Below are 17,733 nucleotides of genomic sequence, written 5' to 3'. Positions count from 1 at the left end.
TTGAAAAATTTGAAAGTCTTTCGCACGCGCCGTCGAAATGGCCGGCTAGCGATCATGCGCGCGACGTCGCACAATTGTCGGGCTGCATGGGGACTCCCGTTCGGCGAGGCCGCACGGCCTGGATCGCGACGCTTGGACGCCGCGATCGAAATGGGAACGGCCGGAAGTTGGAGGAGCAGCTTTCCGGCCAGTCGTTCGGCCGCGTCGAGATGACGGCTGCCAGAGCGGGTTCAGGAAAAATGCGAGCGGTTGTCCGCTCCAATCTAGGAGGATCGATCACGTTCATGATCTTGGCTCACCCAGGATCACCGTGGTCTCAGGGAGGAAATATGTTTGAACGGCTTTTCAAGCTGAAAGCGCATGACACGACGGTCCGAACGGAATTGGTCGCCGGTCTCACGACATTCCTGACGATGTCGTACATCATCTTCGTCAATCCGGACATTCTGTCGACCACCGGCATGGATCGCGACGCCATCTTCGTCGCCACCTGTCTCGCGGCCGCCCTCGGTTCCGCCGTCATGGCGCTCGTCGCCAACTGGCCGATCGGCATGGCGCCCGGCATGGGCCTCAACGCCTTCTTCGCCTTCACGGTTGTCGCCGCCCTCGGCTTCACCTGGCAGCAGGCACTCGGCGCCGTGTTCATCTCCGGCCTGATCTTCCTGCTCTTGACCGTCACCGGGGTCAGAAGCTGGCTGATTGCCGGCATCCCGCATTCGCTGCGCAGCGCCATTGCGACCGGTATCGGCCTGTTCCTCGGCATCATCGCGCTGAAGAACGCCGGCATCGTCGTCGACAATCCGGCAACGCTGGTCGGCCTCGGCGACCTGAAGCAAACCGGGCCACTGCTCGCCATACTCGGCTTTTTCGTTATCGCCGTGCTCGACTCGCTGAAGGTTCGGGGCTCCATCCTGATCGGCATCCTCGTGGTCACGGTGCTGTCGATGTTGCTCGGAGTTTCCGAGTTCAAAGGCGTGGTTTCCGCGCCGCCGAGCATCGCGCCGACCTTCCTGCAACTCGACATCATGGGCGCGCTGCACGGCGGTCTCGTTCATGTCATCCTCGTCTTCGTGCTCGTCGAGGTCTTCGACGCCACCGGCACGCTGATCGGCGTCGCCAAGCGGGCGAGACTTGTCGAAGAAGGCAAGCCGAACCGGCTCGGCCGCGCGCTGCTCGCCGACAGTTCGGCCATCATCGCCGGCTCGCTGATCGGCACCAGCAGCACCACGGCCTATGTCGAGAGTGCGTCCGGCGTGCAGGCGGGTGGTCGCACGGGGCTGACGGCCCTCACCATTTCGGTGCTGTTTCTCGCGGCCCTCTTCATCTCGCCGCTTGCCGCTGCCGTCCCGTCCTACGCGACCGCGCCGGCGCTGCTCTACGTGGCGGGCCTGATGATGCGCGAGCTGACCGAGATCGAGTGGGACGATCTCACCGAGGCGGCACCGGCGGCCCTGACGGCGATCGCCATGCCCTTCACCTACTCGATCGCCAACGGCCTCGCCTTCGGCTTCGTGAGCTACGTGATCCTGAAGGTCTGCACCGGCAAGTGGAGCGTTATCCATCCCGCCACGCAGATTGTCGCCGCCCTGTTCGTCGTGCGCTTCGCCTTCTTCGGGGGCTAGGACAAGACCCCTCCCCACAAGGGGGAGGGACTTACAATGCCGCACGGCCCGCGTTCTCGTGGCCGCCTTTTCACCAGATGCAACGGTCCGAAATGGCAGGCGGTTGCGGCGGGTTAAGCCCCTCCCCCTTGTGGGGAGGGGTTGGGGAGGGGTTCGGAAGGCTTTTTTGAATCGAGCAATGAACGCAGTGTGTGCCGAGACTACGTCCAAGCTAAGTTCGCTTGGCACTACCGGGATGTACGAAACGGCCGGCCCGCAATATCGCGAGCCGGCCATCTTCATGCGAAGTATCGTCGTCTTGCCTGCTCAACCCGGCAGCATGTCCCGCAGCCGCAGCAGCGCGATCCGCTCCACCTGCCGGCAGGCGGTTTCGAACTCGGTGTCGCGGTCATTGCCGATCCGGCTCTCGAAGGCGGCGAGGATGTCGTCCTTGCTGCGGCCCCTGACCGCAATGATGAAGGGGAAGCCGAATTTTTCGACATAGGCCGCATTGAGCTCGGTGAAGCGCTCGCGTTCCCGGTCCGTCAGGGCATCGAGACCGGCTGAGGCCTGCTCGTTGGTCGAACTCTCGGTGAGGCGCTTGGCCTGGGCGAGCTTGCCGGCAAGGTCCGGGTGGGCGTTGAGAACAGCGAGCCGTTCCGCGCCGCTCGCCTCGCGAAACACCGCGGTCAACGCGGCGTGCAGGCCGGTCGCCGTGTCGCTGGCGGGAGAAAGCTCGCCTGCGAAGGCGCGTTTGGCGATCCAGTCCGAGTGCTCGAAGACTCCGCCAAACCGGGCGACGAAGGCCTCTTCGGACAGCCGAGACGGGCGATCGCCGTTCGGCTGGAACGGATAGGCCACCGCCCAATAGCGGGCGATGTCGATGCGGCGGGCGAGCCAAACCTTCTCATGGTTCTTTACATAGTCGACGAAGCGCGCCAGCGCCGCCGCCCGGCCCGGTCGGCCGGCAAGCCGGCAGTGAAGGCCGATGCTCATCATCTTCGGCGATCCGGCTTTCCCCTCGGCATAGAGCACATCGAAACTGTCCTTCAGATAGCTGAAGAACTGGTCGCCGCTGTTGAAGCCCTGGGCGGTCGCGAAGCGCATGTCGTTGGCGTCGAGCGTATAGGGGATGACGAGCTGATGCCGGCCGTCGTGCTCGTGCCAATAGGGGAGGTCGTCGGCATAGGAGTCGGAAATATAGTCGAATCCGCCAGCCTCGGTGACGAGGTCGAGCGTGTTCTCCGAGCAGCGGCCCGTGTACCAGCCGCGCGGCCGTTCGCCGGTCACGATCGTGTGGAGCCGGATCGCCTCGGCGATCTCGGCGCGCTCCTCCTCGACGCTGAAATCCTTGTGCTCGATCCACTTCAGGCCGTGGGAGGCAATTTCCCAGCCGGCCTCCTGCATGGCGGCGACCTGCGCCGGCGATCGCTTCAGCGCCGTCGCGACGCCGTAGACCGTCACCGGCACCTGGCTGGCGGTGAACAGCCGGTGCAGCCGCCAGAAACCGGCCCGTGCGCCGTATTCGTAGATCGACTCCATGTTCCAGTGGCGCTTGCCGTGCCAGGCTTGAGCGCCGACGATTTCCGACAGGAATGCTTCCGATGCCGGGTCACCATGCAGCACGCAGTTTTCGCCACCTTCTTCGTAATTGACGACGAATTGTACGGCTATCCGCGCTTCATTCGGCCAAATGACCTGGGGATTAGGGCCGTAACCTTGGAGATCACGGGGATATCTCATGCAACTTTCCTCCTGAGACTATCTGTAGATGCCACTTCGTACCGGCAATGAAGCAGGCTTATTCCCCTCGAAAAATTTGAAAGTCTCGAAGCCCGGGCCCGCTACACAAAGGCGCCGCCGCTTCGGATACTCCATTGGTCGAGAGTGAGCTGGAGGAGCGACGCGCATGCAAACTCATGGCGGAAACGCCGGGCGCCTGACGACCCATGTGCTGGATACGGCAAGCGGCAAGCCTGCCGCGAACCTGCGCATCGAGCTTTACCGCCTGGATGGCGAGTGGCGCGAGCGCCTCGCTTCTGCCCGCACCAACGGCGACGGCCGTTGCGACGAGCCGCTGCTCAGCGGGGCCTCGATGGAGAGCGGCGTTTACGAACTGCGCTTCCACGCCGGCGAGTATCTGGGCGCCGATCGCACCAATCCGTTCCTGGACGTCATCCCGATCCGCTTCGGGATCGCCGATCATGACGCGCATTACCACGTCCCGCTTCTGCTTTCGCCCTACGGCTATTCCACCTATCGCGGGAGCTGAGCGGCCATGACGATCGAAATCCGCGATACGATCCGTTTCCGCCTGAACGAGCGCGAAGTCGAGCTTGCCGATGTCTCGCCCGTCCAGACCCTGCTCGATTTCCTGCGCATCGACCGCAATCTGCGCGGCACCAAGGAAGGCTGCGCCGAAGGGGACTGCGGCGCCTGCACGGTGCTCGTCGGCCGCCTCAATGACGGCAGGCTGAAATACGAATCCGTCAATGCCTGCATCCGGTTCGTCGCGTCGCTCGACGGCTGTCACGTCGTGACGGTGGAAGCGCTCGCCCAGCCTGATGGTCCGCTTCACCCGGTGCAGCAGGCGATGGTCGACACGCACGCTTCGCAATGCGGCTTCTGCACGCCGGGCTTCGTCATGTCGCTCTACGGCCTCTGGATGGAGAACCCCAAGCCAAGCGTTCAGGAAATCGAGAAGGCGCTGCAGGGCAATCTCTGTCGCTGCACCGGCTACGCCGCCATCATCCGCGCCGCTGAGGCGATTTCATCGATCGGCGAGCTCGGCAAGGACCCGCTGGTGGCCGAGCGCGAAAGGATCGCGCGGCAGCTTGCGGCACTCAGGGACGGCCGCCGCGTCGAGATCGGCAGCGAAAAGGAACGCGTTGTTCTGCCGGGTTCGCTGGATGATTTTGCTGCCGTCCTCGAGGCCAATCCGAAGGCGACGATCGTCGCCGGCTCCACGGATGTCGGGCTGTGGGTAACGAAGTTCATGCGCGACATAGCGCCGGTCGTTCACCTCTCCCATCTTGAGGAGCTGCGCCGGATTTCCGTCGACGCCGACGGCATCACGCTTGCCGCCGGCGTCAGCTACACCGAAGCCTATCCTTCAATCGTCCGCCGCTTCCCGCAATTGCGCGAGCTTTGGGATCGGATCGGCGGAGAGCAAGTGCGCAACATGGGGACAATCGGCGGCAATATCGCCAACGGTTCGCCGATCGGCGACACGCCCCCGGCGCTGATCGCCCTTGGTGCGACCGTGACCTTACGGAAGGGCGGGGAACGACGCACTGTACCGCTCGAATCCTTCTTCATCGAATATGGCAGGCAGGACCGCCAGCCTGGCGAGTTCGTCGAATCCGTCCGGGTTCCATTCCTGAGCGATGCTGACCGATTTGCCGTTTACAAGATTTCAAAACGGCTCGACGAGGATATTTCCTCCGTCTGCGGCGCTTTCCGGGTGAGGCTCGACGGCGAAGGCCGGGTCGCGGACGCGACGATCGCCTTCGGCGGCATGGCCGGCACGCCGAAGCGCGCATCGAATGTCGAGGCGGGGCTCAAGGGTTCGGTCTGGGGCGAAACGGCGGTCAACGCCGCCGTTGCAGGTTTCGAACGGGATTTCACGCCTCTGACCGATTGGCGCGCCTCGGCGGACTATCGCATGCTCGTTGCCAAGAACCTCCTGCGGCGCTTCTATCTGGAAACGCAGGAAACCCGAAACGTCCGTATCGACCGCGCTGTCGCGGCGGCTGTCTAGGAGGGTGGACCAATGAACGTGATGCAGCCCATCGACCGCATCCGCGGCGGCGTCCACGAAAGGGAACGGCACGAATCCGGCCACAAGCACGTGTCGGGCACGGCTGAATATATCGACGACATTGCCGAGCCTGCCGGTACGCTGCACGCCTATCTCGGCCTGTCGGAGCGCGCGCATGCCGAAATCCTGTCGATCGATTTCCAGGCCGTGACGAGCAGCCCCGGTGTCGTCGGCATCCTGACGGCCGACGACATTCCCGGTGAGAACGACATCAGCCCGGCCCACAAGCACGACGATCCGGTTTTCGCCAGCGGCAAGGTCGAGTTTCATGGCCAGCCGATCTTCGCGGTGATCGCCACCTCGCGCGACGCCGCCCGCCGCGCTTGTGCAAAGGTGAAGATCGGATATCGCGACCTGCCGCATGTGACCGACGTCGTCGAGGCGGCCGCCGCCAATTATCCGCTGGTGATCGATCCCCTGAAGCTCGAGCGTGGCGATATCGACGCCGGCTTTGCCAAGGCGAAGAATGCCGTTCAGGGCGAAATGCGGATCGGCGGCCAGGATCACTTCTATCTCGAAGGCCACATCTCCTTCGCTTTCCCCGGTGAAGACGACGAGGTGACCGTGATTGCCTCGACCCAGCATCCGAGCGAGACGCAGCACATGATCGCCCAGGTGCTCGGCGTACCCTCGAACGCGATCACGGTGAACGTCCGCCGCATGGGCGGCGCCTTCGGCGGCAAGGAGACGCAGGCGAATCTCTTCGCGGCCGTCGCGGCACTCGCAGCGAGGAAATACCGCCGTCCCGTCAAAGTGCGACCCGACCGGGATGACGACATGGCGGCGACCGGCAAGCGTCATGACTTCCATGTCGATTACAAGATCGGCTTCGACGACGAGGGCCGTATCGAGGCGGTGGACGCGGTCTTTGCCGCGCGCTGCGGCTTTTCGGCCGATCTCTCCGGGCCGGTCACCGATCGCGCGCTCTTCCACGCCGACAATTGCTATTTCTACCCGAACGTGCGGCTGCGCTCGCGTCCGCTCAAGACGAACACGGTGTCGAATACCGCATTCCGTGGCTTCGGCGGGCCGCAGGGCATGGTCGGCGGCGAACGGATGATCGAGGACATTGCCTATACGCTCGGCAAGGATCCGCTAGAGATCCGCAAGCTCAATTTCTACGGCGGCGGGGGGCGAAATCTGACGCCCTATCATCAGACGGTGGACGACAACATCATCGGCCGGATCATCGAGGAACTCGAAGCATCCGCGGATTATGCCGCCCGGCGTGAGGCAGTGCTCGCCTTCAACCACGAGAACCGTGTGATCAAGCGCGGCATCGCCCTGACGCCGGTCAAGTTCGGCATCTCCTTCACCAAGACCGAATACAACCAGGCCGGCGCTCTCGTCCATGTCTATACGGATGGCTCGATCCAGCTCAACCACGGCGGCACCGAGATGGGGCAGGGCCTCTACACCAAGGTCGCGCAGGTGGTGGCGGATGAGTTCCAGGTCGACCTCGACCGTATCAAGGTGACGGCGACCTCGACCGGCAAGGTGCCGAACACCTCGGCGACGGCCGCATCGTCGGGCTCGGACCTCAACGGCATGGCGGCTGCCAATGCCGCTGAGCAGATCAAGACGCGGCTGGTGCGTTTCGCGGCGGAACGCTACGGCGTCGACGAAGCGGACGTTGCCTTCGAACCGAACGTGGTGCGGATCGGCAGCGAGCGCATCGCCTTTGCCGATTTCATCAAATCGGCCTATGCGGCTCGCATCCAGCTCTCGGCGGCCGGTTTCTACAAAACGCCGAAGATCCACTGGGACCGGTCGCAGGGAAGGGGGCGTCCGTTCTACTACTACGCCTACGGCGCCTCCTGCTCGGAGGTCAGCGTCGATACCCTGACCGGCGAGTATCAGGTCGAACGGACGGACCTCCTCCATGACGTCGGCAAGTCGCTCAATCCGGCGCTCGATCTCGGCCAGGTCGAAGGCGCCTTCGTTCAAGGCATGGGCTGGCTGACGACGGAGGAATTGTGGTGGGACGCGAAGGGGCGCCTGCGTACCCATGCGCCTTCCACCTACAAGATCCCGCTTGCCTCCGACCGCCCGCGCGTCTTCAACGTCCGCCTGGCGGAATGGTCGGTCAATCGCGAGGAGACCATCCGCCGTTCAAAGGCGGTCGGGGAACCGCCCTTCATGCTGGGCATTTCCGTCCTCGAGGCGATATCCATGGCAGCCGCAAGCGTTGCGGAGTATCGTATTCCGCCGCGTATCGACACGCCGGCAACACCGGAGCGCGTGCTGATGGCGATCGAGCGGCTGCGTGGCGCGGCGTCGCGCGGCGAAGCGGATGGATGACAGGCATGACCAGCAGAGAGGACATTCGGCATTTCCTGAGCGACAATGCGGCCTGCATTCTCGTCGAGGTGTCGGGAGCGGCTGGCTCCACGCCGCGCGATACGGATGCCTGGATGCTCGTCTCCAAGGATCGCACCTTCGCCACGATCGGCGGCGGTCAACTGGAATACATGGCGATCGATCATGCCCGGCGGCTGCTCCAGGGCGCAACGGCCGATGATCGGCTGACGATCCCGCTCGGGCCGGAAATCGGGCAGTGCTGCGGCGGACGGGTCGCACTCGCCTTCAAGGCTGCTGATCCGGACACCCGGGCCGCCCTGATCGAACGCAGCGACGCCGAATTGGCGCGCCGGCCGCATATCTATGTCTTCGGCGCCGGTCACGTCGGCAATGCGCTCGTCACGGCGCTTTCGCTGGTGCCGGTCCGAACCGTGCTCGTCGATACGCGCGCGCAGGAGCTCTCGGCCGTCGACGTCCCGGGGATCGAACCCTGCCTCACGGCGATGCCCGAGGCCGTCGTCCGCGACGCCCCGCCCGGCAGCGCCTTCGTCATCCTCACCCATGATCACGCCTTGGACTTCCTGATTGCGGCGGAAGCGCTTTGTCGGCAGGACGCTTGCTATGTCGGCATGATCGGTTCGAAGACCAAGCGCGCCACCTTCAAGAACTGGCTGTTGCGCGAAGTCGGACGCCCGGAACTCTTCGACCGGCTTATTTGCCCCATCGGCGGCACGGCGGTGAAGGACAAGCGTCCGGCGGTGATCGCGGCGCTCGCGGCGGCCGAGCTCGTCACGGCGGTACTTACTCATGAACGGCCGAACGGTGCTGCGTCGCGCAGGAAGGACAAGCCGTTAAAGGCAGAGACCGGTTCCTCGTCCTTCTAGCGGTCAAAATCTGGCGCCGATGCCGCATTGCTGGTTCGACCATAAGGTCATTTTCGGACGCTCACATCGTGCGCGGCCTTCCATATAGCCTGGGGAAACGGATGTTTATTCGGTGATCTCGACGACAACCCCCGGCTTGACCATCGCCGCCAGTTCCTCCGCGTCCCAGTTTGCCAGGCGAATGCATCCATGCGACGGATCCTTGTCGACGCGTGACGGTTCAGGCGTGCCGTGAATCCCGTAGGTCGGCTTCGACAGATCGATCCAGACGCTTCCCACGGGGCCGTTGGGACCGCGGGGCAGCGTCAGCACCTCCGTGTTGTCGCCCTGCTGGTAGTTGACTTTCGGGTTGTAGGTATAGGTGGGCATTCGGGCGATCCCCTTGACCTTGTGCGTGCCGGACGGCGAGGGCGTCTCCTCGCTGCCGATCGTAGCGGGATACGCCGCGAGCAGCGCGCCGTCCTCGGCAAAGGCCAGGACTTGCCCCGCTCGTTTGCGCGCCTCTATCCGTTTGGCCGTACCTTCCTTCGCAACGCCCGGCGCCGCAACGGATATCGTGTCTCCGACCGCAAATGCCGAGCCCGAGTTGAGCGTCTTGAGAAGGTCGATATCCATGTGAAACCGTTCGGACAGTTTTTCCGCGACGCTTGTATATCCGAGGCGTTTCATCTCGGCTTGCTCGGCGTAGTCTTCGGGAATGCGGTCGACGAGATCCTTGGCGTCGTCTTCAGAGATGACATACGGCTCGATGACGGGCATTTCGTCAGAAAGTCGGCCGATGACCTCAGGGTCCAGCTTTCCATCAGCGGGAAGGTCTTGCATGGCCTCAAACCCGGCAATCGCCTTGGTGACATTCTCGCCGTAATAGCCGTCGATCACTCCGGGAGATGAACCCGCCCGATCCAGAAGAACCTGCAGATGAACGATCGCGGCGTCCGGTTGAGCCGAGGCGTCGGGCGGTCGTTCTGGCGGGATGGAATCCATCGAAGCATTGTTGATGGCGTCTGCCTGAAGCTCCTGCGCAATGGCGGTGCCACAAACGCCCAAGATCAGCGATGCTGCCAATAACGCCATGTTCTTCATGAACATGAAATCTATAGCGCCCGGACTTGTTCCCCCCGCCGGTTCCTGAAATGTGGTGCAAGCACAGAACTCTGGTCCCGCATCGGCTAAGTCACAGGCTCCTGCATCCGCGCCGGTGCAGGCTCGGCAAGCATCCTGCCGATCAGCCGCTGGCACCGCTCGGCCATGAAGTCGATGATCAGGCGCACCTTGGGATCCTGGAAGCGCTTGTGCGGGTAGATGGCCGCGAGCTGCGCACCAAGCGGCGGCGTCTCTTCGAGGATCGGCACGAGCGTGCCCTCGTTGAAATATTGCTTCACCTCGAAAAGCGGTTTGTTGACGATGCCCCGGCCGTCGAGCGCCCATTGGGTCAGCACGTCGCCGTCGTCGGAGTCATAGGGGCCGCCGACCTCGTATTTCCGCACCCCCTCCGGCGTCTGCAGCGTCCAGTAGTATTCCTTCGAGCCGGGATAGCGCAGCAGCAGGCAGTCGTGGTGGTCGGTGATGAGTTCGTCTGGCGTTCTTGGAGTGCCGCGCTTCTCGAAATAGGTTGGCGCGCCGCAGAGCACGCGTTCGCAGTTCATGATGCCACGCATGCGCAGGTTCGAGTCCTCGAGGATTCCGAGCCTGAATGCGACATCGATACCTTCGCTCAGGATATCGACGTTGCGGTCTGAAAGACGAAGACGAACCTCGATGTCCGGATAGCGGTCGTGGAATTCGGGAACGCCCGAGGCGATCAGTCTCCGACCTATGCCGAGCGGCGCGGTAATCCGCACAGCCCCCTTGGGATTGCGCGACAGATCGGCGATGGCGCTTTCCGCCTCGTTCACCGCCTCGAGGATCTTCACGGCACCGTCGTAAAAGACGCGGCCATGCTCCGTCGGCGTCAGTTTCCGGGTGGTGCGGTTGAACAGGCGCACGCCCATATGCCGCTCCAACTCCTTGATTCTATTGCTGGCAACGGCCGGGGTGACGCGCTGGTCGCGGCCGGCGGCCGACAGCGTTCCAAGTTCCACGACACGCACGAAAACGCGCACATTATCGAGATAGGACATGTTCCCGCCTCCGCTCCATAGCGTCCAGATTACCGCGCCGGTGACGCGCCTATTTTATATTTTTTTTTGAAAGAGTTGCTGAACTCGCGGCATTTCTCGTCCTCTCAAGCAATGACACATAATGCGGCCCAATGCATGTCGCCCAAAAGTGCGCAGCGGTTTTGGGACAACGGCATGCATGAAGACAAAGCGCGTCACGTCATTCGTTTGAAGGCGACGCGCTTTAGAGAAATGGGAGGCCTCCATGTACGAATATGCCATTGCCTGGGACTGGCTGACATTCGCGGTGCGGTGGCTGCATGTCATCACCGGCATCGCCTGGATCGGCTCGTCCTTCTATTTCGTCGCGCTCGATCTTGGGCTGCGGCAGCGGCAGGGCCTGCCGGCCGGCGCCTATGGCGAGGAGTGGCAGGTCCACGGCGGCGGCTTCTATCACATCCAGAAATATCTCGTCGCACCGGAAAACATGCCGGAGCACCTGATCTGGTTCAAATGGGAATCCTACGTCACCTGGCTGTCCGGCTTCGGCATGCTGGCGCTCGTCTATTATGCCGGCGCCGATCTCTATCTGATCGATCCGAGCGTGCTCGACGTGTCGAAACCGACGGCGATCGCCATCTCCCTGGCATCGCTCGCCTTCGGCTGGCTCGCCTATGACACGATCTGTCGCTCGCCGCTCGGCAACGACAACACCCGTCTGATGGTGCTGCTCTATTTCATTCTCGTTGCAGTCGCCTGGGGCTACACCCAGCTCTTCACCGGCCGCGCTGCCTACCTGCATCTCGGCGCCTTCACGGCGACGATCATGTCGGCGAACGTGTTCTTCATCATCATCCCGAACCAGAAGAAGGTGGTCGCCGACCTGATCGCCGGCCGCACGCCGGATCCGGCTCTCGGCAAGCAGGCGAAGCAGCGTTCGACGCACAACAATTACCTGACGCTGCCCGTGCTGTTCCTGATGCTGTCGAACCACTATCCGCTCGCCTTCGGCACTCAGTACAACTGGATCATCGCCTCGCTGGTCTTCCTGATGGGCGTCACCATCCGCCACTGGTTCAACACGCAGCATGCCCGCAAGGGCGCGCCGACCTGGACCTGGCTGGTCACGGTGCTCCTCTTCATCGTCATCATGTGGCTTTCGACGGTGCCCAAGGTCCTTACCGAGGGAAGCGAGGCGAGGGCGGCCACCGCCGAGCGGGCCGTCGTCGCAGCGGCGGATTTCTCGAAGGTGCGCGACACGGTGCTCGGCCGCTGCGCGATGTGCCATGCGCGGGAGCCGGGCTGGGAGGGCATCGTCGTGCCGCCCAAGGGCGTCGTCCTCGAAAGCGACGGCGACATCGTCGAGCATGCGCGCGAAATCTATCTGCAGGCGGGGCGTTCGCACGCCATGCCGCCCGCCAATGTCACTGGTATCACCGAAGAGGAACGGCAATTGCTGGCCTCCTGGTACGAGACGGCCGTGAAGGAAGGAACGATTCAATGACTGATGTGCTGATCCGCGGCCGTGTGCTGACCTTTGTCAGGGAGCCCGAGGGTATCGACGATACCCGCGCCTATCGGTACTACGAGGACGGCGCCGTTCTCGTCGCGAACGGCAAGGTTGCCAATGTCGGCACCTATGCGGACCTGGCGAAACAGGCCGGGAGCGGCATCAGCATCGCCGATCACCGCCCCAATCTCGTCCTGCCCGGCCTGATCGATGCGCATCTGCATTTCCCGCAGACGCAGGCGATCGCTTCCTATGGCGCCCAGCTCCTGGAATGGCTGAACACCTATATTTTCGTCGAGGAACAGAAGTTCAAGGAGCGCGAACACGCCGCCTTCATCGCCGGCCGCTTCATGGACGAGCTTCTCTCCAACGGCACGACGACGGCTGTCGCCTATTGCTCCGTGCATCCGGAAAGCGTCGATGCCTTCTTCACGGCCGCCGAGGCGCGCGACATGCTGATGGTCGGCGGCAAGGTGATGATGGATCGCAACGCCCCCGAGACACTGCGTGACACGCCCAAGAAAGGCTATGACGAAACCAAGCAAATGATCGGCAAGTGGCACGGCCGTGGCCGGGCGCATTACGCGATCAGCCCGCGCTTCGCGATCACCTCGACGCCCGAGCAGATGGAGATGAGTCGGGCGCTCGTCGCCGAACATCCGGACTGCTACGTGCAGACGCATTTGTCCGAGAACAAGGATGAGATCGCCTTTGCCACGTCGCTCTATCCGGAAGCGAAGGACTATACCGACATCTACGCGCGCTACGGTCTTCTCGGCCGCAAGACGCTGCTCGGCCATTGCATCCATATGAGCGACCGGGAGATATCGGTGCTTGCCGAGACGGGTGCCGTCGGCGTGTTCTGCCCGACCTCCAACCTGTTCCTCGGCAGCGGCCTGTTCGACCGCGATCGCTTCGACAAGCTCGGTGCCCGCCATTCGGTCGCGACCGATGTCGGCGCCGGAACGAGCTTCTCGATGCTGGAAACGATGGACGAGGCCTATAAGGTGCTGCACCTCCAGGGCCAGCGGCTCTCCCCGCTCCATTCCTTCTACATGATGACGCTCGGCAACGCCCGGGCACTCGACCTCGAGCACCGGATCGGATCGCTGCATGCCGGCGCGGACGCCGACATCGTCATCCTCGACAGCCGGGCGAAACCGGCAATGGAACTCAGGATGCAAGTGGCATCGTCACTCGCCGAAGAGCTCTTCGTGCTGCAGACGATGGGCGACGATCGCTGCGTCGCCGAAGTCTATGTGGCGGGACGGCCGATGAAACAAGGCAGGAGAGAGCAAGCCAAAAGTCCGGTTGGAAGAGCTGCAGAGCTGGCATAGGTAGCGGACAAACCGGCCGCTACCGATCTCGATTTCGGAAGTTAGGAAACCGTGATCAGGATGCAGGATTCCCGCACCCGAGGAGTTGCGGGAATCTGCTATCGGCTCAGGCTCGGTTTCGACCTACTGCCTGTTGATCGCGATGCGCTTCGCCTTGGATTGGCCTTGTTCCGTCTTCGGAAGGGTAACCGTCAGCACGCCGTTGCGGAACGTCGCATTCACCTTGCTTTCGTCGATGTCATATCCAAGCGGAATGCGCCGCTCGAAGCGGCCATAGAAGCGTTCGGAGAACTGGTTCTCCTGGTCTTCGGCCTCGGAGCGCTTTTCACCGCGGAGCGTCAGCACGCCCTCGGAGATGAACAGCTCGACATCCTTTTCCTCAAGGCCGGGCAGTTCCGCCGTCAGCTTGATTTCCTTCTCGCGATCAGAGACTTCGACGCTTGGCCATCCGGACCCGAACGCGGAATATCCGGAGGCCATAGGCAGCCGGCTTTCGAAGCCACGGAAGACGTCGTCGAACAGGCGGTTCATCTCCCGATGAAGCGCGAGGAACGGGTTGCGATCGCCTTCGCGATAGGCTGCCGGAAGCTGTCCCTGTCCGCGGCCCCAGGGGATGAGATCACGTACGTTCATTTGTCAGCTCCTTTCCTTGACGGAGCGGGATATCCTGGGCGGATTCGGGTATCCCGCCCCTCTATCTGGTTTTTGCTGCGCCGTCCGCTAGGCGGCGTGCTTGTCGCCCTCGATCTGCTTGCTGAGGCCCCCGGCAGGCAGCGCGTCGGCCTGCTGAATATCGATGCGCCGCGGCTTCATCTGCTCGGGAAGTTCGCGGACGAGATCGATCGTCAGCAAACCGTTGGCGAGGTTTGCGCCCGTGACCATCACGTAATCGGCGAGCTGGAAGCGGCGCTCGAAGTTGCGGGCCGCAATGCCGCGATAGAGATACTCCGCATTGTCCTCATCGGCCTTCTCACCGTTGACGACGAGCAACTGCTGCTCGTGCGTGATGGTGAGTTCGTCCAGGCTGAAGCCGGCAACCGACATCGCAATGCGATACTGGCTCTCGCCAACGCGCATGATGTCATAGGGCGGCCAGTTGTCGGCCGGTGCCATGCGGTTTGCCGAGTCGAGCAGTTCGAACAAGTGGTCAAAACCCACGCTGGAGCGTGACAGCGGCGAGAAATCGAAGGTTGTTCTCATAGCCATATCCTCCTTGAGCAACATGGACGACGAGGAGCGCCGAAGAGTATGGCGCTCCTCGACTGTAGGACCCCTGAAAGGCGGCCACACAGTCGATTTAGTCACTGAAACCGCGGATTCAAGAGGCATTTCACGCCCATTTGACCGCTTCTCGGCCGCCCCGCGGCGGCCTCGAAACGGAGTACGCGGAGCGATCCTGGGGGGTTCTTGAATCTGCCATTTCCACGCCAAATATCTTTGTGCGTGCAATCCATTGATGGCATCAGAAAGGAGGAAGAAATGCTTCTCAATGAGATTCCCTGGACGATCCCCCTGACCGTGCGCCTTTCGAACGGCTTGGAACGGACCTTTACCTCCGTTTACGAGGCCGTCGATTTTCTCGAGAACGAGTGGCCGCTTCGCAAAGGAGAGCGCTACGAGCGTGCGCTGCGCACCTGCCTTCGGGCACTGAACAGGATGACACCGGCGGCCGTTGCTCGGGAGGCTTTCATTGCGGCCTGCCTGGAAGCGGGTATGCCGCTGGTAATGGTGACGCCGCGGCACGAGCCGCGAGGCGCTGAAGCAAAGACTGCAATGTCAGCCTGACGAAGGAGTGATGGTCGGAAGCGCTGCGGCCTTCCGACCAATAACCCAACGTCGCTCGACGCCTGGGGATTGCCATCATTCGACGAAAACGCGCACTGTCGAAGCACGGCCCAGCGCGTCGATGACCGTCAGGGTCGAATATCCGCCGCCGTCAGGCAGCCACTGGCTGACGCGGCGGCGCGTCACGTCCGGCAGCGGCCGGCCGTTCGCCAGCCAGCGAAACGGTGCCCGGCCGCCCTGCAATTTCAGAGTCAAGGGCATCAGTGCCTGACCGGCGGTGGCGCCAAGCTCGACGCGCGCACCCTCCGGTGGAAAGACGATCTGCGGCGCCGCTTCACGGATCGACGTGGATGGCAGGCCGTTCGCCGTGACGGAGAAGCGTCTTTGACCGATCGGCAGATCGGCCTGCGCCAAGCGGATGGCGCCGGCCGGCGCGTCCGGCAGCGGGGTGATGGCGACGCCGGCCCTTGCGAATCCTTCGAAGAGGATCGGCGCGGCCGCGCCATAGCCGGTCAGCCCGGGTACAGCACCGTGGTCCGGCCGCCCGACCCAGACGCCGAGCACGTAGCGGCCGTCGAAGCCGACCGACCAGGCGTCGCGATAGCCATAGCTGGTGCCCGTCTTGTAGGCGATGCCGCGCTGCCGGCTTCCGGTCGGCGGCAGCACGCCTGAAAGAATATCGGCAACCTGCCAGCTGGCGACCGGCGAAAGCAGCGACTCGCCGTCGATCAACCCCGGCTTGCCCTCGATGCCGTCGCCGAGCCGCACCGGCAAGCCGCGGTTGGCAAGGCCCGCATAGAGCTGGACGAGGTCGCGCAGCGTGATGCCGACGCCGCCAAGGCCGATCGCAAGCCCCGGCGCCTCGTGCGCCGGCAGCTTCGGCCGAACCTCGGCACGGCGGAAGCGCACCATCAAGCGCGCCGGCCCGACCGCATCGAGGAGCCGGATCGCCGGCACGTTGAGCGAAAGCTGCAGCGCCTGGCGAATGCTGACGTCACCCTGGTAGCTCATGTCGAAGTTGCGCGGTCGATAGCCGAAGAAATCCGCCGGCCGATCCTCGATGATCGTCTCCTGGCTGACGAGGCCTTCCTCCAAGGCGAGCCCGTAGATGAAGGGTTTCAGCGTCGATCCCGGCGAGCGGGTGATCCGCGTCATGTCGATCCAGCCGGAGCGGCTGGCGTCGAAATAATCGGCCGAACCGACCTCTCCGACGATCTCGCCGGTCCTGACATCGGCCATGAGCATCGCGACGGAGACCTTCGGGCCAAGTTTCGCAGCGCCTTCGCGGGCGACGGCTTCGAGCCCGCGCTGGATTTCGCGACGCAGTGTCGTCTCGTGGCGGAGCGCCTGCGGGTCCTTGCGCAGGGCGGCTTCCGCCAGATGCGCGGCATGGGCCGGGAGCTGCAGGCGGCGGGCCGGTATTGCCGTCATCGCCGCCCGCTCCGCCTCGCCTTCGCCGATGACCTTGGCGACCGCCGCGCGGGCAAGCACCCGTTTTCGGGCTGCATCGGCGGCCGCCAGGTTGCGGTCCGGGCGGCGTTTCTCGGGCAATTGCGGCAGGGCGACGAGCATGGCCGCCTCGCCGACCGAAAGGCGGCGCGGCTCCTTGCCGAACCAGGCGAGGCTCGCGGCGCGAACCCCTTCGAGGTTGCCGCCGTAAGGCGCGTGGGTCAGATAGAGGTCGAGGATCTGCTCCTTGCTAAGGCGCCGTTCGATCTGGACGGCGCGCGCGAGTTGCAACAGCTTCGCCGTCAGTGACCGCCGCTCGCGCGGCTCGATCAGTCGCGCCACCTGCATCGAAAGCGTCGAGGCGCCGGAAACAATGCGGCCATTGGTGATGAACTGCAGCGCCGCACGGCCGAGCGCCAGCGGATCGACGCCGCGATGCTCGCGGAACCGCTGGTCCTCATAGGCGACCAGCATGTCGACGAAGCGCGGATCGACATCGCCGACCGTCGTCTTCAGCCGCCACAGTCCGTCCGGAGTGGCGAAGGCGCGCAGCAGGTGTCCGTCCTTGTCGAGAACCTCGCGTGAAAAGGCCTGGGCGCGCTCGAGCGGCGGCGGAAAGGCTCGGTCGGCCCATTCGAGGCCAAGGGCCGCAAGCGCGCTCATGACGAGGCCGACCGGCAAGGCGATCAGAAATGCGCGAAGGCGGCGTGGATGTCTGGAACGATGGGAATTGGCCGTCCGGGAATTACCCCCCTCTGCCCTGCCGGGCATCTCCCCCACAAGGGGGGAGATCGGCAAGCGGCTGGGCCGCAGTCTCCAAAACGCGTGGGATTTGATGGCCCGGACCACAAGCGGTGGGTGCGCCTCAATCTCCTCTTCTGATGTGGCGCGAGCGCCCACCTCCCTGATCTCCCCCCTTGTGGGGGAGATGCCCGGCAGGGCAGAGG

Annotated in this window: 14 protein-coding genes; 8 read left to right on the top strand and 6 right to left on the bottom strand. The window is 63.6% G+C overall.

Translation table 11 applies throughout. The features are described from left to right. Nucleotides 1-329: 329 nt before the first annotated feature. Complete coding sequence (locus tag AU381_RS13335; protein WP_064242247.1) at nucleotides 330-1,622, top strand: NCS2 family permease; 1,293 nt, start codon at nucleotides 330-332, stop codon at nucleotides 1,620-1,622. 306 nt (nucleotides 1,623-1,928) lie between these two features. On the opposite strand, the gene puuE is transcribed toward AU381_RS13335, so the two are convergent. Beyond that, entirely contained in the window at nucleotides 1,929-3,344 is a 1,416-nt protein-coding gene (puuE, locus tag AU381_RS13330) for an allantoinase PuuE (protein WP_064242246.1), read from the bottom strand. Between the two features lie 166 nt (nucleotides 3,345-3,510). Here puuE and uraH point away from each other — a divergent pair, with 166 nt between their 5' ends. From uraH to xdhC, 4 genes are read left to right on the top strand one after another with little or no spacing between them, the layout of a single operon-like run. Next, on the top strand, nucleotides 3,511-3,873 hold the full coding sequence (gene uraH, locus AU381_RS13325; RefSeq protein WP_064242245.1) for a hydroxyisourate hydrolase: 363 nt from the start codon (nucleotides 3,511-3,513) through the stop codon (nucleotides 3,871-3,873). A 6-nt stretch (nucleotides 3,874-3,879) separates the two neighbouring features. Beyond that, nucleotides 3,880-5,361: a xanthine dehydrogenase small subunit gene (gene xdhA / locus AU381_RS13320; protein ID WP_064242244.1), complete on the top strand. Its 1,482-nt coding sequence runs from the start codon at nucleotides 3,880-3,882 to the stop codon at nucleotides 5,359-5,361. A gap of 12 nt (nucleotides 5,362-5,373) precedes the next feature. Beyond that, nucleotides 5,374-7,722, top strand: a complete 2,349-nt coding sequence (gene xdhB / locus AU381_RS13315) for a xanthine dehydrogenase molybdopterin binding subunit (RefSeq protein WP_064242243.1) — start codon at nucleotides 5,374-5,376, stop codon at nucleotides 7,720-7,722. 5 nt (nucleotides 7,723-7,727) lie between these two features. Further along, complete coding sequence (gene xdhC / locus AU381_RS13310; RefSeq protein WP_064242289.1) at nucleotides 7,728-8,606, top strand: xanthine dehydrogenase accessory protein XdhC; 879 nt, start codon at nucleotides 7,728-7,730, stop codon at nucleotides 8,604-8,606. A gap of 105 nt (nucleotides 8,607-8,711) precedes the next feature. Here the strand turns inward: xdhC and AU381_RS13305 are convergent, their stop codons facing one another. Beyond that, entirely contained in the window at nucleotides 8,712-9,695 is a 984-nt protein-coding gene (locus tag AU381_RS13305; RefSeq protein WP_064242242.1) for a L,D-transpeptidase family protein, read from the bottom strand. A gap of 80 nt (nucleotides 9,696-9,775) precedes the next feature. Next, entirely contained in the window at nucleotides 9,776-10,726 is a 951-nt protein-coding gene (locus tag AU381_RS13300; RefSeq protein ID WP_064242241.1) for a LysR family transcriptional regulator, read from the bottom strand. Nucleotides 10,727-10,970: 244 nt separating this feature from the next. On the opposite strand from AU381_RS13300, the gene AU381_RS13295 reads away from it, so the two are divergent. Then, nucleotides 10,971-12,209: a urate hydroxylase PuuD gene (locus tag AU381_RS13295; RefSeq protein WP_064242240.1), complete on the top strand. Its 1,239-nt coding sequence runs from the start codon at nucleotides 10,971-10,973 to the stop codon at nucleotides 12,207-12,209. Then, a complete protein-coding gene (gene guaD, locus AU381_RS13290; RefSeq protein WP_064242239.1) occupies nucleotides 12,206-13,552 on the top strand; it encodes a guanine deaminase in 1,347 nt (448 codons plus the stop codon). Before AU381_RS13295 ends, guaD begins: the two co-directional genes overlap by 4 nt. Before the next feature lie 123 nt (nucleotides 13,553-13,675). Here the strand turns inward: guaD and AU381_RS13285 are convergent, their stop codons facing one another. Both AU381_RS13285 and AU381_RS13280 read right to left on the bottom strand, forming a co-directional pair. Continuing rightward, nucleotides 13,676-14,185 carry an Hsp20/alpha crystallin family protein gene (locus AU381_RS13285; RefSeq protein ID WP_064242238.1) on the bottom strand — a complete coding sequence of 170 codons (510 nt, stop codon included), beginning with the start codon at nucleotides 14,183-14,185 and terminating at the stop codon, nucleotides 13,676-13,678. An 87-nt stretch (nucleotides 14,186-14,272) separates the two neighbouring features. Further along, nucleotides 14,273-14,752, bottom strand: coding sequence for an Hsp20 family protein (locus AU381_RS13280; RefSeq protein ID WP_082909977.1), 480 nt, complete (start codon nucleotides 14,750-14,752; stop codon nucleotides 14,273-14,275). A gap of 279 nt (nucleotides 14,753-15,031) precedes the next feature. On the opposite strand from AU381_RS13280, the gene AU381_RS13275 reads away from it, so the two are divergent. After that, the gene (locus tag AU381_RS13275) at nucleotides 15,032-15,337 is read left to right on the top strand and encodes a DUF982 domain-containing protein (protein ID WP_064242236.1); all 306 of its coding nucleotides are present in this window, start codon (nucleotides 15,032-15,034) and stop codon (nucleotides 15,335-15,337) included. 75 nt (nucleotides 15,338-15,412) lie between these two features. Here AU381_RS13275 and pbpC read toward each other — a convergent pair whose 3' ends face one another. Next, nucleotides 15,413-17,449, bottom strand: coding sequence for a penicillin-binding protein 1C (gene pbpC, locus AU381_RS13270; RefSeq protein ID WP_064242288.1), 2,037 nt, complete (start codon nucleotides 17,447-17,449; stop codon nucleotides 15,413-15,415). Nucleotides 17,450-17,733 lie beyond the last annotated feature (284 nt).

The organism is Sinorhizobium glycinis, from assembly GCF_001651865.1.
Lineage (GTDB): Bacteria > Pseudomonadota > Alphaproteobacteria > Rhizobiales > Rhizobiaceae > Sinorhizobium > Sinorhizobium glycinis.
This window is presented reverse-complemented; position numbering and strand designations above follow the sequence as displayed.